Consider the following 13,493-nt stretch of genomic DNA (forward strand, 5'->3'; position numbering starts at 1 on the left):
ACCCGTCCGGACGGGTGGGGGATCAGCGCCGGGAGCCCTGGTTCGGCATGAGGATCCAGAGGACGACGTAGGCGATCCAGAGCGGCCCCGGGAAGAGGCTCAGGATGACCCAGGCGATGCGGACGAGGGTGCGGGACCAGCCGAACCGGTCGGCGATGCCGGCACAGACCCCGGCGAGGAGGCGGCCGGTGCGGGGGCGGATGAGTGTGTTCATGTCGTCGACGGTACGGACGATCGATCCGACATCGAATCCGGGGGACACCCGCATCCGTGGTGGGGACAACCCCACCCCCTCCACATATGGCTGCTGTGGACCGCTCCATCCCTGCTGTCATGGGAGAGTGACGACATGCCCATCCTCAACAAGGACATGCAGGTCTGCATCTCACTCGCCGCTCGACCGAGCAACATCGGCACCCGCTTCCACAACTTCCTCTACGACGAGCTCGGGCTGGAGTTCGTCTACAAGGCGTTCACCACGACCGACCTCCCCGGCGCGGTGACCGGCATCCGGGCACTCGGCATCCGCGGCTGCTCGGTCTCGATGCCCTTCAAGGAAGCGATCATCCCGCTCGTCGACGTCGTCGAGGAGTCCGCGGCGGCGATCGAGTCGATCAACACCGTGGTGAACGACGACGGCGTCCTCACGGCGTCGAACACCGACTACGAGGCAGTCGCGTCGCTGCTCGCCTCGCACGCCGTCGATCCGTCCGCGAGCGTGCTGCTCCGCGGCTCCGGCGGCATGGCCAAGGCGGTCACGGCGGCGTTCCGGGGTGCCGGGTTCGACGACCTCACCGTGGTCGCACGCAACGGGCAGGCGGGGCCGGCCCTCGCTGCGCAGTACGGGTACGAGTGGGTCGCCGACGAGCGGGACGCGCCGGTCACCGACGTCCTGGTGAACGTCACGCCCCTCGGCATGCGCGGCGACCAGCAGGACACGCTCGCCTTCGACCAGGATCGCGTCGGGGCGGCGACGACCGTGTTCGACGTGGTCGCGTTCCCGTCCGAGACCCCGCTGATCCGCGCCGGTCGCGCCGCGGACAAGCAGGTCATCACCGGTGCCGAGGTGATCGCGCTGCAGGCGGCGCGGCAGTTCGAGCGGTACACGGGCGTCGCGCTGACGGACGACCAGGTCCGCCGGGCGAGCGAGTTCAGTCGCAGCGAGGCCTGATCGGCTCGTCGGTGTACCGCATGCCCATCCGGGTGCGGACCTCATCGAGGGTCGCCTCGGCGATCTCGTTCGCCCGACGGTTCCCGGCCGCCAGCACCGAGGGGACGATCGACGGGTCGAGAGCGAGTTCGGCACGACGGCGTCGGTGCGCGGCGAAGCGCTCGTTGACCGCCTCGACCGCGACACGCTTCACCGCCGCCGCGCCCGCTGAGCCGATCTCGTCGGCGATCGCCTCCGGGGTCGAGTCCGTGCAGAGTGCCGCGGTCGTGAGGAGCGCTGCGACCCCCGGCCGGCGCTCGGGGTCGAAGGTGATGTGCCGATCACCGTCCGTGCGTGCCCGTCGGATGACGTCCGCGGTCTCGTCGTCGGTCATGCCGAGCGCGATGGCGTTGCCGTAGCTCTTGCTCATCTTCCGGCCGTCCACACCGGGGACCTCGGGGGACGTCGTGACGAGCGGTTCCGGCTCGGGGAACAGCGCGCCGAACCGGTCGTTGAACCGCCGAGCGATCGTCCGTGTCATCTCGACGTGCGGCAGGTTGTCCTTCCCGACCGGGACGAGGTTGCCCTTGCAGAACAGGATGTCCGCGGCCTGGTGGACGGGGTAGGTGAGCATCAGGCCGCTGAGCGCGCGACCGGATGCCGCGACCTCGGCCTTCACGGTCGGGTTGCGGTGCAGCTCCGCTTCGGTGACGAGGCTGAGGAACGGCAGCAGCAGCTGGTTCAGCGCCGGCACCGACGAGTGCGTGAAGACCGTCGTCGCGGCCGGGTCGAGTCCGGCCGCGAGGTAGTCGAGCACCGCCTCGCGGACGTTCGAGGCGACGTGGTCAGCGGTGTCCCGATCGGTGATGACCTGGTAGTCGGCGAGCACCAGGAAGGTCTCGACGCCGCGCCGCTGCAGCGCGACGCGCTCGGCGATCGTGCCGAAGAAGTGCCCGAGGTGCAGCCGACCGGTCGGCCGTTCGCCGGTCAGGACGCGGAACCGGTCCGGTCGCGCCCGGATGCGGGCGTCGAGGTCGTGCATGCGGTGTTGTGTGGCGGTGAACGTGTCCACTGGAGTTGCCCTCTCGAGAGAAAGGGCTGCACGACGGTCCTGCGGTCTGCGAGCTGCCGTGCAGCCCGCGACCATGCGTCAGGAGGCTGCTACCGCAGCCACCACGAAGAACGAGGAGAACGCATGTCGGGATCGTAGCGCGAGCGTCGGCGCAGCGACACCCGTCCCCACCGCTCGATGTCGGCGCTCTACGCTGGTCGGATGCTCTCCCGACGTGACGCCGCCGTCCGGCTCGACATCTCCCTCGAGATGGCGACCCGGCACGGGATCCCCTCGCACCTCAGCGAGGCCGAACTCACGGCGATCGAGCAGGACCCGCCCGCTTGGCTCGTGCAGTCCCGCGCCAACCGCACCGGCACCAGGAAGGTCTGGGTCCGTCTCGGGTGCGTGGTCTGCGGCTTCGCGGAAGAGGCACGTCCGAAGAAGTGGTGGCCCGACTGGGACCACCTGATGTGCGACTACCACGAGCCCTACCAGGCGCCGGACCCCGTCGCGGGCTTCACCCGGCACGAGGTCGAGGGCATCGGCAGCCGCTTCGTCGCGCTCGTCGACACCCGGCCGTAGCGCGGAGCGCACCCGCACCGTCCACGACGGAAGGCACGGTACCGTCCGGCACCGCGCCTCCCGTCCTGCCCGCACACGGCGCCCACCGGCGCCGTCACGCGGCTCCGTCAGTCGACGGCGTCCCCGATGGCGGCACCGACCCCGGCCGCCGCCACGACGGCGCCGGCCCAGGCCACCGCTGCCGGGGTGGCCGCGACGGGACGGAGACCACAGAACGTGGTCGCCTCGTCACTGTCGAACGGGACGGCGTCGAGCTGTCGTGTCTGCTGCATGCGCTGCTTCCTTCCTCGATGTCCTGCTGATCAGTTCCCGACGGCCTCTTCGACCGCGTACGCGGCGACCGCACCCGTGAAGACCGAGGTGGCGGCGAGCGCTGCGAGCGGGGTCGCGGCGAGGGGCTGCTCCGGTGCGAACCGCTGCCCGCGGTCGCTGTCGAACGCGATGTCGGCGATGGTGGTCATGCTGGATTCCTTCCGTTCTGCGATGGTGATGGTCGGGCGCTGGGCCCGGTTCCCGGCCCGGTGGGCCGAGGTCACTCTCGTCGTGCCGAGACGACGAAGACTGCGGCTGCGATGCCGAGCACGACCAGGACCGACAGCCACGCGAAGCCGGGCAGGTCGAACAGGAGTATCGCCACCGCGATGGCGATGAGCACGACGGGTGCTGCGAACCACAGCGCGGTCCGTGTGTTGGCGTTCATCTGGTCTCCTCCTTCGGTCGTGCGGACGCTGCGGAGGCGGCGTCCGGCTGCCGACGGGGGCCGTCCCCGTCGTGCATGGGTTCCCGTCGGGATGCGAAGAGCTCCTCGACGGGCACGCTGTCGTCGTGACCGCCCGTGCGGACGATCGCGAACTGGACGGCATCGGCGCGACCACCGGTCTGCGCGGCGACGACGCGGCGGACGAAGGCGAGCAGCGCGCGGTAGTCGGCGCCCGTCTCGTACCCGTCCGGCAGCTGTTCCGCTGCCACCAGGAACCGTCCGACCACGTCGAACAGGCCCTTGTCGACCCGCCGGTCCGGGAACCACAGCATGTGCCGGAGCCGGCGTGCTGCGACGTCCTTGGTCCGCGTCCACTCGCTGACCACGTCGTCCTGCCGGTACCGGTGCAGCAGCTCGAAGTCCATCGAGGCGGGGATCGGTGCGAAGAAGCGCCAGTTCGGGATGAGCAGCGCGGCGGTGTCGACCTGCCGGACCCGGTCGAACCGACGGTTCGGGTGCTGGCCGATGACCGTCGCGATGATCCAGAGCGCGAGGCCGATCGCGAGGGGCAGGGCCCGACCGTCCCCACGGCGGCTCATCGGTCCACCCCGATCGCCTCGCGGACGAGTGCGCCGACCCGTCGGACCGGTCCGGGGTGGACGAGCAGCCCGTCGTGGGTGGACCGGACGACCTCGCGGCGACCGTCGTGCTCGTTCGCGACGCGTTCGTGCGCGGCGCTCACGGCCGGTTGGAGTTCGTCGCTCGTGCTCGCCGTGACGACGAGCACGTCGGCACCCTCGGGGATGCGGCGTCCGGGTCGGTCGGCGACGAGGTCCGGCTCCGCGGCCTGCCACTCCGCGCGGCCGGTGCGCCACAGTCGGGCGTTCCGGTACACGGGGCTCAGGTCGTCGGACCGTCCCTGGCGTGCGGGGATCGCCCAGGTCGTGGCGTCGAGCAGCCATCCCCAGCCGGTCCGGAGGGACCACTCCATCAGCGGGAAGCCGTCGGTGAGCGACCGGACGGCGGTCAGGACGTCCTCGTCGGGTCGGTCCACGAAACCGGTGGTCGGGTCGAGGAGGACCACCCCGGCGACGTCGCGCCCGAGCTCGGCCGCGTGGCGTCGGAGCAGGTGCCCGCCGAACGAGTGCCCGACGAGCCAGATGGGTCCGTCGTCGGCGTGGCGGCCGACGAGGAAGCGGAGGTCCTCCGCGTAGGTGGCGAGCGTCGCACCGGGAGCCGTGCTCGCCCCGGTTCCGGGACGGTCGTACGTCAGCGTGGCGACGTCGCCGCCGAGCTCCGCGATGATCGGGTCCCAGTACTCCTGGACCGCGACGAGCGAGTTCTCGAACACCACCAGGGGTGCGCCGGGGCCCGAGGTCGCCGGCCGGTACCGCACGGCCAGGCGCGATCCGGTGGGCGTCTCGACCACGGTCTGCCCGGCACGGGGACGTCGACTGCGCCGGGCGTCCACGACCTGCCGGACCACGGCCTGCGTCCCGACCGCGGCCCCGATCACGCCGAGGACCCACGGGAACCCGTCGTGACGACGCGGCACGACCGATCGACGGTCCGCGGTGACGTAGAGCACCGCGGGCTGCAGTGCGAGGAACGCGGGAAGGAACCGACCGAGTCCCATGGTCGCGGCGATGGTGAGGTGCATCCCGGCGATCGCGCCGAGGTACGCCACGCGCATCCGCGGGCCGAGCACGAACACGATCGGGAACGCGCACTCGAGGACGAGCGTGGCGACCTCGCCCACCCGCGCCAGTGCCGGCCGGTCGCGCAGGACCCGCCACACCCACTCCGAACCGTAGGTCCGCGTGCGCATCACCCCGAGCAGCGCCGAGCCGTTCCGCCAGGGCTCACCCATCAGCTTCACCCACCCCGACACGAGGTACGACAGGGTCGCCTGGCTCGCGACCGCCCACAGCGCGGTGTCCACCGTCGCGGGTCGTCCGGAGGCCCGGGCCACACCCGACAGCCCCTGCGTGAAGAACGCCGCCTGGTCGCTGCCGTCGCCGCCGTTGTGGTGCAGCGGCCCGAGTGCGTAGCCGGTGAGCACCGTGACGGCGGACGCCGCGGCGCGGACGCGTCGGTCGCGGACCGGGGACAGGTGGACGAGGGCGGCGGCCACCCGGAGCCCGTGCATCGCGGTCACCACCCGGGGCCGGTAGACGCGGTCGAGCACGCGGCGCAGTCGCTCGTTGCGGACGAGCGCGGAGCCCCGCAGCAGGGTCCAGTCGTTCAGGCCGCCCGTCCGGCGGTTGTCCGCGTTCGCGAGGTGCTCGAGACTCCCCATCAGCACCACGAGCGCGGAGGCCCGCTCGGTCGCGGCGAGCACGTTCCCGCGGTCGGCCGACCGGTCGACGACACCGCGGACGACGCGGTCCACGAACCCGATCACGACGCCACCTCGAACTCGACCGTGTACGTGGGGGACTCCGGTGTCACCGGACCGCCGTCCCGGTCGCCCGTCACGGACCGCACCGCGAGCCCGAGCTCCGCACCGAGGCCCGTCAGGACCTCGACCGGTGTGAGGAGGCTCACCTCGTTCCCGATGGTCGTCCGTCCGCCGTCGTGCCACAGGTGACTGACCTGCCAGAGTCCGGTCGGCTCGTCCAGGGTCGCGTAGGTCTGCAGACCACGGCCGGCGCCCGGGTACGGGACGAACCAGGTCTCACGACGACGTCCGCCGTGCAGGCCGAGCACCGCGTCCGGGTTGTGCGTCTCGACGACCAAGCGGCCGCCGTCGGCGAGGTGGTCCCGCGCGGTGGCGAGCGTCTCGCGCTGGTGCTCGCGGGTCAGCAGCATCGAGATGGACGCGCAGACGCAGAAGACCAGGTCGAACCGCCGTCCGAGGCGGAGGTCCGTCATCGAGCCCTGCACCAGGTCGAGGTCGACGCCGGCGTCGTCGGCGCCGTCGCGGCACCGGTCGAGCATCTCGGCGGACAGGTCGACGCCGGTGACGCTGATGCCCCGCTGCGCGAGCGGGATCGCCACGCGACCGGTCCCCACGCCGAGCTCGAGCGCCGTCGCCGGTGCGCTGGAAGCGAGCACCTCGACGAGGCCCGGGTCCGGCGGGAAGACGTCGTCGTAGATCTCCGCGAACTGCTGCCCGTACGTGTGCTGCACGACCCGACCCCCCCTCGGCGCCGGGCTCCCTCGGCCCGACACCGAGGGACGGTAGGCCTGTACGTCCGCTCAGTCGCACGAGTCCCGACGATCGCTCAGGCTGCTCGGAGGCGTTCGCCAGGTCCGGTCGGCACCCCACCCCGGCGCGTGCGCCGCGTCGAACCGCACCAGCTCGGGGAAGCAGGCGGATGTGCACCGGATCGGGTCGGTCGGGCACACGGTGGACCGGTGTGTACCCCGGCCCCCCCCCCCCCCCCCCCCCCCCCCCCCCGGTCAGTCGGCGGCGGTCGCCGCGAGGTCGCTGTAGGTGGCCGCGTACCAGCCGACGGTCGAGTCCCCGGACGTCGGACCGATGGTGACCCACTCGCTCCGGGTGCGCAGGTACAGGTCCTCGTCGTGTCCGCACCGGATCTCGCCCGAGGCGAGCCGCTTACCGCTCTCGGCCCCGTCCACGATCCGGCCGGCCCACACCGCCATGTGGACGGTGCCGTCGCCCTGGCACGTGATCGACACCCTCACCCGGGCAGGTGCCCCGTCCTCGCCGGTGCCGAGGGACAGTCGGCTCGACGAGTCGTTCGAGCCGGTGCCGCTGCCGAGTTCGCCCGGCTGTCCCGCCCAGCGGTCCTGCACGCCCTTCGCCCAGTCCGGGAACGCATCGTCGAGGCCCACGGGCTCGGCTCGGTGCGAGCACCCGGAGACGGCGGTCGCGGCGATCAGCGCCAGGCCGACCACGAGGGTCGTGCGTCGGGGCCGGAGGGGGCGGTGGTCGGGTGCAGCGAGCATGTCCCGGTCAGTCTGGCGGACCCAGGACCCCGCCACAGCGTCCCCGTTCGCGGGGCCGGTGCCGAGGCGACCACAGGACGGACTGGAGGCGCGGTGCGGGCCCGCACCGCGCCTCCCGTCCCTCAGGACGTCGCGACGCGACCCGCGGCCACCCAGCCGAGCCGCCGCAGCGTCTCGCGGTTGCGGATCCAGATCATCGGCTGCATCAGGAGGTCCGGCACCCAGGCGCCCGGCCCCGCCACGGCGTTCTCCACGATGGTGACCTTGCAGCCACGGCGGTGCTCCTCGACGACGAGCTCGACCCGGGCCTCGCCGAGGGGCCACCCCTTCGGCTGGATGACCATGCGGTGCGGGGCGTCCCACTCGAGGACCGTCGTCACGTCGTCGATGACGAGCGGCCAGACGCCGAAGGAGTGGTGCAGGCGGGTGCCGACCGCTGGCCAGCCCGGGTCCTGCCCGCGCATCCGCGAGGCGCCGACGACCCACGTCGTGAAGAGCCAGCCGTCCGCGAGAACGTCGAAGACGTCCTCCGGGCGGCAGTGCAGGATGCGGACGTTCTTCGCCATGGTCAGTCCTCCGGTGTGAGATCGACGTGCTCGGGCAGCCCGAACGTGTGCCGCAGGGCGCCCCGGGCCGCGTGCCAGCCGGCCATGCCGTGCACACCGGGGCCGGGGGCGGACGCCTCGGAGCAGAGGTACATGCCGCCGCCCATGCGCCACGGGTCGGACGACAGCACCGGACGCTTGACCAGCTGCCAGAAGCTCGCGGCACCCGCGGCGATGTCACCGCCGACGTAGTTCGGGTTGTACGCGCCCATCTCGACCGCGGTGCGGCTGCTCGACTGCAGGACGGTGTCGCGGAAGCCGGGCGCGAACCGCTCGATCTGCCGCGTGATCGCCTCGGTCTGGTCGACGTCCGACCCGGCGGGGACGTGCGCGTACGCCCAGAAGACGTGCTTGCCCGCGGGCGCGCGGCTCGGGTCGACCACGGTGGGCTCCGAGCCGAGCACGTACGGTCGCTCGGCGTGCTGGCCGCGTGCGACCGCACCCTCGGCGGCCGCGATCTCGGCGCGGGTCCCGCCGATGTGCACCGTGCCGGCGCGGCGGAGCGCCTCGTTCGTCCACGGGACCGGGTCGGAGAGCGCGAAGTCGACCTTCGCGGCGGCGTTGCCGAACCGGAAGCGCCGGAGGGCACCCCGTCGCGGCGTCGGGATCTGCTTCCCGGCGATCCGCAGCATCCCGGGGACGCTCGTGTCGAACAGCACCGCCTTGGCCGGGGTGAGGTCGGCGAGCGAGCGGACCTCGCGCCCGGTCTCGATCCGGCCGCCGTGCGCGACGAGGTCGGCGGCGAGCGCGTCGACGATCGCCTGGCTGCCGCCGATCGGGACGGGCCAGCCCCGCGCGTGCGCGTAGGCGCCGAGGGAGAGCGCGGCGGCGGCCGTGGCGAGGGACGGCATGTGCTGGATCGAGTGGGCCGCGACGCCGGAGACCATGGCGGGGGCGACCTCGTCGCGGAAACGGAGGTTCCACGCACTCGTGCCCTGCTCCAGCGCCCGCAACCCGAACCGGAGGACGCTCAGCGGGTGCCGCGGGACGTGCAGCAGGGCGCCGGTGGCGAAGTCGGCGACCTGGTCGGCGTTGCCGGACAGGGGGGCCATGAGCTGCCGGAACGCCGGGCCGTCGATGCCGAGCGACTCGGCGGTGCGCGCGAGGTCCTGGTACGCGATCCCGGCACGGCCGCCGTCGAGCGGGTGCCCGTACTGGACCTCGGGCAGGCGGAGTTCGATGCGGTCCTCGAGACGGAAGCGCCGGAAGAACTCGGACTGCAGCGCCATCGGGTGCACGGCGGAGCACACATCGTGCAGGAACCCGGGCAGCGTGAGTTCGGCGGTCCGCGCACCACCGCCGATCGTGTCGGCGCGTTCGACGACCTCGACCGACAGCCCGGCACGCGCGAGCGTCACCGCCGCCGCGAGTCCGTTCGGTCCGGCTCCGACGACCACCGCATCCACCATGCCCCCGAGCCTAGGGACCGCTGCTGCGCGCCGTCTCGGGCAGCGCGCCCGCATCCCCCTCACGGCGAACGGTGATCGAGGCGCGCTCCGCACCGTTCGGCGCCCTGGAGGCGCGGGTCTGCCACGCCCCCGCGTGCAGCCCGTCATCGCGTCCGTTCCAGGGCCGTTCCCGGTTCTGCAGATGACCGTTCCGGTTCGCGAACCCCGTGATCCGCGAACCGGAACGGTCACGGCGCGGACGACTTCAGCAGATCCGCTCCGAGCCGCAGCGCGTGGACCGAGGTGCCGGGCATCAGGCGCGGGCCGGTTGCCGGCGACGGGCCGCAACGCCGTCGAGATCGCTGCGCTCCGACGGCCGGTCCGGTCAGACGCGCGTCGCGTCCGGGTCCGCCGGGTCCGACCCGTCGTCGCCCGCGTCCGCTGCGTCGGGCTCGTCGGCGTCCACCGGGGTCGACCCCACCGGGTGCTCCGCCAGCAGCGCCGCGAAGTCCTCGTCGAGCATCTGCTGCAGCCGGTCGTCGCGCCCGACCTCGTAGTCGTCCGCCGGACGCTGCGCCCACCCGAGCCGCCCGACGACGGTCGTGCCGATGTCGTCCCAGGCGCGGGCACGTGCGGCGAGGACGATGCCGTCGACGAAGCCCTGGTCGTCCCGGCGCTTGTCGAGCATCGTCGCGAGCTGCTCGTACGTCGCCTCACGCGTGCGGAGCTTGAGGTCGTCACCGCGGCGGTAGTCGTGCTGGTGCCGCGAACGGCCCTTCTGCTTGCTCGACCTCGAGCGGATCTCGCGCATCCGGGCAGCGTCGCCGCGCTGTTCCTCGGCCATGCGGTGGAGTTCCTCGCGCGCGGCGTCGGCGATGACGGCGTGGTCGAAGTACCCCTCGTCGCGGAGGGCGTTCGTGATGATCCGGTTGCCCACGGCGATGGTGACCGCGGCCTTCGCGATGAGGAAGCCCTCGTCGACGGCGCGCTTCAGTTCGACCTGACTGACGGGTCGGTCGCGCACGTCGTGCTTGCTGCGTCGTCCGAACAAGGCCATGCAGTCGACGATACCGGCGTCCGGTGACCATCCGTCCGCAGGTGGACCCGGATCAGGCCCTGGAGGGACGACCCGCCTCCCACGGACCCGTAGCGTCGGGTGCATGGTCACGTACTCGGAATCCCCCCGCACCGGGCTCGGCACGGCGAGTCTCGTCCTCGGCGTCTGCTCGTTGCTCGCCGGCTGGACGTTCGTCGCGCCGATCGTCGGGCTGTGCCTCGGCGTCGCCTCGCGGAGCCGCGAACCGTTCGCCCGCGGGCGTGCCGCGTGGGGGATCTTCCTGAACCTCGTCGCACTGGCGGTGTGGATCCTGCTGCTCGTGCTGCTCGTGGTGGGCGGCGCGTTCGCCGTGTGGTCGGGCGCGACGCAGGGCCGCTGACCCGGTCGACCCTCCGCCCCGGAGCTGCCCGCTCAGAACACGAGGCCGTACACGGCGACGTCCACCCGCACCGGCCCCAGCGGCATCGCGCTCCGCAGGGTGCCCTCGTGCGTGAAGCCGAGCCGCTCGGCGAGGCCCCGGCTGCGCACGTTGTCGACCGCCGTCCGGATCTCAGCACGCGCGGCGCCCCGCGCCCGGGCCACCCCGACGAGGACGGTGGCGGCGCGCCGGGCGACACCCCGTCCCTCCTGGCCCGCGTCCACCCAGTAGCCGAGCGATGCCTGCCCCAGGTACGGGTCGAAGGCGAGCGAGGCGGCACCCACGACCCGGTCGTCCTGCCGGATGACGCAGGGCAGCGCGCGGTCCATCGCGTACTGGCCGAGCAGGTGCTCGGTGTGCAGGCCGATCGTCTCGACGGTCTGCTCCTGCCACGCCCACGGCTCCGCGGCACGGAGCCGGTCGGCGTTCGCGACGACGAGCTCGTGCAGCGGCCGGACGGTGGTGAGGTCGCGCAGCGTCAGCGTGTACCCGTCCCCGAGGTCCCGTCCGAACGCCGCCACCCCTCGAGACTAGGCACGCGTGCGCCTACTCGTACCGGAGCGCCTCGATCGGGTTCTGCCGGGCCGCCCGACGCGCCGGCAGCGTGCCCGCGAGGAAGGCGATGAACATCACCACGAGGATGATCGTGATCACCGAGGACGGCGCGAACTGCATGATCTGCAGCCCCGGCAGGTCCTTGAGCACGGTCCCGGCGAGGACGTTCGAGATCCCCGTCCCGAGCAGGATCGCCACGCCCGCACCGATCGCGCTGCCGAGGAACCCGATGAACACGGCCTCGAGCGAGAACAGCGTGTAGACCTTCCCGCCGCCCATGCCCATCGCCTTCATCAGCCCGATCTCACGGGTGCGCTCCTGCACGCTCATGAGCAGCGTGTTGATGATGCCGAACCCGGCCGCGACGAGCGCGATCACGGCGAAGGCGTTGAGCACGCCGACGATGCCGTTGATGACCGTCTGGAACTGGCCGAGCTGGTCCTGGATGGTCTGCCCGGTGTAGCCGTCCTTCGACAGGGCGCTCTTCACGCTGCTGGCCGACGCACCGCTGTCGAGCGTGGCGGTGGCGCTGGCGTACGAGGTGGCGATCGACGAGGGCTTGCCGGTCTCCTGTGCGGCCTGCATCGCGTCGGTGAGCGCGGCGTTCGCACCGGCACCGCCGCCGAACAGCGACTCGTTCTGCACCCCCGCGATCGTGGCGGTCAGGGTGTGCTCCTTGCCCTGGTAGTCGTCGACCGCGACGGTCAGCTCCTTGCCCACGGCGGCCTTCGCGCTGCCGAGCCCGAGGTTCTCCAGGTAGTTCGTGGGCAGGAGCACCTGGTTGCCGGCGGAGGACGCGTCGTCGAGCTGCTTCCCGGCGGCGAGGTCGGCGTCGAGCTCCCCGGCGTTGGCGGCGATGTCGACGACGTACTTGCCCTTCCCGTCGTACTCGACCCACTTCGTGCTCAGGGCGACGGCGGGTCGGACGCTCTTCACCCCCGAGACGTCCGTGATCTTGTCGACGTCCGACTGGGACAGGTACGCGAACGAGGCCGGCCCGCGGTCCACGCTCTGGCTCGACTCGTCGGGGTCGTACTTCGCCGGCCCGGAGTCGGTCGACGACTCGACGGCCTTGGTGATCGTCAGCGACCCGGTGTCGCCGATGGAGGCCACCTGGGTGTCGATGTAGTTGCTGACGCCCGTGCCGATGGCCGAGGTCAGGGTGATCGTGAACGCGCCGATGAAGATGGCGATGACCGTCAGCGTCGTGCGCAGCTTCGACCGGAAGGTGTTCGCGACCGCGGTGCGGAAGAGGTCGAGGACGTTCATGCGGAGTGCCTTCCGTGGGTGGCCGGCGCGTCGACGGCGTCGTCGCTCCCGCCCACGATGAGTCCGTCGCGCACGTTGACGCGCCGGTCGCAGCGTTCGGCGAGTTCCTCGTCGTGGGTGACGACCACGAGGGTGATGCCCCGGTCGCGCTGCAGCCCGAAGAGCATGTCCTCGACCACCTGCCCCGTGTTCGTGTCGAGGTTGCCGGTCGGCTCGTCCGCGAAGATGACGCTCGGCTCCCCGACGAGTGCACGCGCGATGACCACGCGCTGCTTCTGCCCGCCGGACAGGTCGTTTGCGTCGTTCTTCGCCTTGTCGGCCAGGCCGAGGGCGTCGAGCGCGGCCATGCCCCGGCGCTTCCGCTCGGCACCGGAGACGCCGGCGATCTTCAACGGGAGCACGACGTTCTCGAGCACCGAGGTCTTCGGCGTGAGGAAGAACTGCTGGAAGACGAACCCGAAGGTGCTGTTCCGCGTGCGGTTCACCTGCCGCGCGCTGAGCGTCGCGGCGTCGGTGCCGTCGAGGAGCACCTGACCCGCCGACGGCTTGTCGAGCAGCGCGAGGAGGTGCATGAGCGTGGACTTCCCGGAGCCGGACTTGCCGACGATCGCGAGGCTCTCGCCCTGGTTCACCTGCAGCGACACCCCCTTGAGCGCGTCGAACCGCGTCGCGCCGCGGCCGTAGGTCCTGGCGAGGCCACGGGCCTCGAGCACGGGAGTGGTCATGCGCCCACCGTACTGTCCGCTGCAGGACTGCAAGTTTGCGTTTGCTGTAAACGATGTGACGTTCCGATTACAGTC

The 13,493-nt window shown here is 72.0% G+C and carries 18 protein-coding genes; 3 read left to right on the forward strand and 15 right to left on the reverse strand.

Annotation, left to right across the window (positions count from 1 at the left end):
- Positions 1–22: 22 nt before the first annotated feature.
- A complete protein-coding gene (locus BM028_RS06795) occupies positions 23–214 on the reverse strand; it encodes a PspC domain-containing protein (RefSeq protein ID WP_070419334.1) in 192 nt (63 codons plus the stop codon).
- Positions 215–349: 135 nt separating this feature from the next.
- On the opposite strand from BM028_RS06795, the gene BM028_RS06800 reads away from it, so the two are divergent.
- Positions 350–1,171: a shikimate 5-dehydrogenase gene (locus tag BM028_RS06800; RefSeq protein WP_092385426.1), complete on the forward strand. Its 822-nt coding sequence runs from the start codon at positions 350–352 to the stop codon at positions 1,169–1,171.
- On the opposite strand, the gene trpS is transcribed toward BM028_RS06800, so the two are convergent.
- Positions 1,152–2,222: a tryptophan--tRNA ligase gene (gene trpS / locus BM028_RS06805; RefSeq protein ID WP_092385428.1), complete on the reverse strand. Its 1,071-nt coding sequence runs from the start codon at positions 2,220–2,222 to the stop codon at positions 1,152–1,154. The two genes, BM028_RS06800 and trpS, sit on opposite strands and share 20 nt — an antisense overlap.
- A gap of 201 nt (positions 2,223–2,423) precedes the next feature.
- On the opposite strand from trpS, the gene BM028_RS06810 reads away from it, so the two are divergent.
- The gene (locus BM028_RS06810) at positions 2,424–2,786 is read left to right on the forward strand and encodes a DUF5997 family protein (RefSeq protein ID WP_092385430.1); all 363 of its coding nucleotides are present in this window, start codon (positions 2,424–2,426) and stop codon (positions 2,784–2,786) included.
- A 107-nt stretch (positions 2,787–2,893) separates the two neighbouring features.
- On the opposite strand, the gene BM028_RS18470 is transcribed toward BM028_RS06810, so the two are convergent.
- The 10 genes from BM028_RS18470 to BM028_RS06850 all read right to left on the reverse strand — a co-directional run bounded on the left by BM028_RS18470 (position 2,894) and on the right by BM028_RS06850 (position 10,451).
- Positions 2,894–3,058, reverse strand: a complete 165-nt coding sequence (locus BM028_RS18470) for a hypothetical protein (RefSeq protein WP_175496010.1) — start codon at positions 3,056–3,058, stop codon at positions 2,894–2,896.
- Between the two features lie 30 nt (positions 3,059–3,088).
- A complete protein-coding gene (locus tag BM028_RS18475; RefSeq protein WP_156794815.1) occupies positions 3,089–3,247 on the reverse strand; it encodes a hypothetical protein in 159 nt (52 codons plus the stop codon).
- Between the two features lie 71 nt (positions 3,248–3,318).
- Positions 3,319–3,486, reverse strand: a complete 168-nt coding sequence (locus BM028_RS18480) for a hypothetical protein (RefSeq protein ID WP_022905510.1) — start codon at positions 3,484–3,486, stop codon at positions 3,319–3,321.
- Positions 3,483–4,085, reverse strand: a complete 603-nt coding sequence (locus BM028_RS06820; protein WP_092385432.1) for a hypothetical protein — start codon at positions 4,083–4,085, stop codon at positions 3,483–3,485. The genes BM028_RS18480 and BM028_RS06820 overlap by 4 nt, the downstream gene beginning before the upstream one ends.
- A complete protein-coding gene (locus BM028_RS06825; protein ID WP_092385434.1) occupies positions 4,082–5,890 on the reverse strand; it encodes an alpha/beta fold hydrolase in 1,809 nt (602 codons plus the stop codon). The genes BM028_RS06820 and BM028_RS06825 overlap by 4 nt, the downstream gene beginning before the upstream one ends.
- Positions 5,887–6,618 (reverse strand): class I SAM-dependent methyltransferase, encoded by a 732-nt coding sequence (locus BM028_RS06830; RefSeq protein ID WP_175496011.1) that lies wholly within the window; start codon positions 6,616–6,618, stop codon positions 5,887–5,889. Before BM028_RS06830 ends, BM028_RS06825 begins: the two co-directional genes overlap by 4 nt.
- 273 nt (positions 6,619–6,891) lie before the next feature.
- Positions 6,892–7,401: a hypothetical protein gene (locus BM028_RS06835; protein ID WP_092385438.1), complete on the reverse strand. Its 510-nt coding sequence runs from the start codon at positions 7,399–7,401 to the stop codon at positions 6,892–6,894.
- 122 nt (positions 7,402–7,523) lie between these two features.
- On the reverse strand, positions 7,524–7,967 hold the full coding sequence (locus tag BM028_RS06840) for an SRPBCC family protein (RefSeq protein ID WP_092385440.1): 444 nt from the start codon (positions 7,965–7,967) through the stop codon (positions 7,524–7,526).
- A gap of 2 nt (positions 7,968–7,969) precedes the next feature.
- A complete protein-coding gene (locus tag BM028_RS06845; RefSeq protein ID WP_092385442.1) occupies positions 7,970–9,415 on the reverse strand; it encodes a phytoene desaturase family protein in 1,446 nt (481 codons plus the stop codon).
- Positions 9,416–9,779: 364 nt separating this feature from the next.
- Positions 9,780–10,451, reverse strand: a complete 672-nt coding sequence (locus BM028_RS06850; protein WP_092385444.1) for a hypothetical protein — start codon at positions 10,449–10,451, stop codon at positions 9,780–9,782.
- A 103-nt stretch (positions 10,452–10,554) separates the two neighbouring features.
- Between BM028_RS06850 and BM028_RS06855 the strand changes: the two genes are divergently transcribed.
- Positions 10,555–10,830, forward strand: coding sequence for a hypothetical protein (locus BM028_RS06855; RefSeq protein ID WP_092385446.1), 276 nt, complete (start codon positions 10,555–10,557; stop codon positions 10,828–10,830).
- 32 nt (positions 10,831–10,862) lie between these two features.
- Here the strand turns inward: BM028_RS06855 and BM028_RS06860 are convergent, their stop codons facing one another.
- From BM028_RS06860 to BM028_RS06870, 3 genes are read right to left on the reverse strand one after another with little or no spacing between them, the layout of a single operon-like run.
- Entirely contained in the window at positions 10,863–11,390 is a 528-nt protein-coding gene (locus BM028_RS06860) for a GNAT family N-acetyltransferase (RefSeq protein WP_070417574.1), read from the reverse strand.
- Between the two features lie 25 nt (positions 11,391–11,415).
- On the reverse strand, positions 11,416–12,693 hold the full coding sequence (locus BM028_RS06865) for an ABC transporter permease (RefSeq protein ID WP_071294164.1): 1,278 nt from the start codon (positions 12,691–12,693) through the stop codon (positions 11,416–11,418).
- The gene (locus BM028_RS06870) at positions 12,690–13,418 is read right to left on the reverse strand and encodes an ABC transporter ATP-binding protein (protein WP_070417572.1); all 729 of its coding nucleotides are present in this window, start codon (positions 13,416–13,418) and stop codon (positions 12,690–12,692) included. Before BM028_RS06870 ends, BM028_RS06865 begins: the two co-directional genes overlap by 4 nt.
- Positions 13,419–13,493 lie beyond the last annotated feature (75 nt).

Source organism: Curtobacterium sp. YR515, from assembly GCF_900113095.1.
Classification (GTDB): domain Bacteria; phylum Actinomycetota; class Actinomycetes; order Actinomycetales; family Microbacteriaceae; genus Curtobacterium.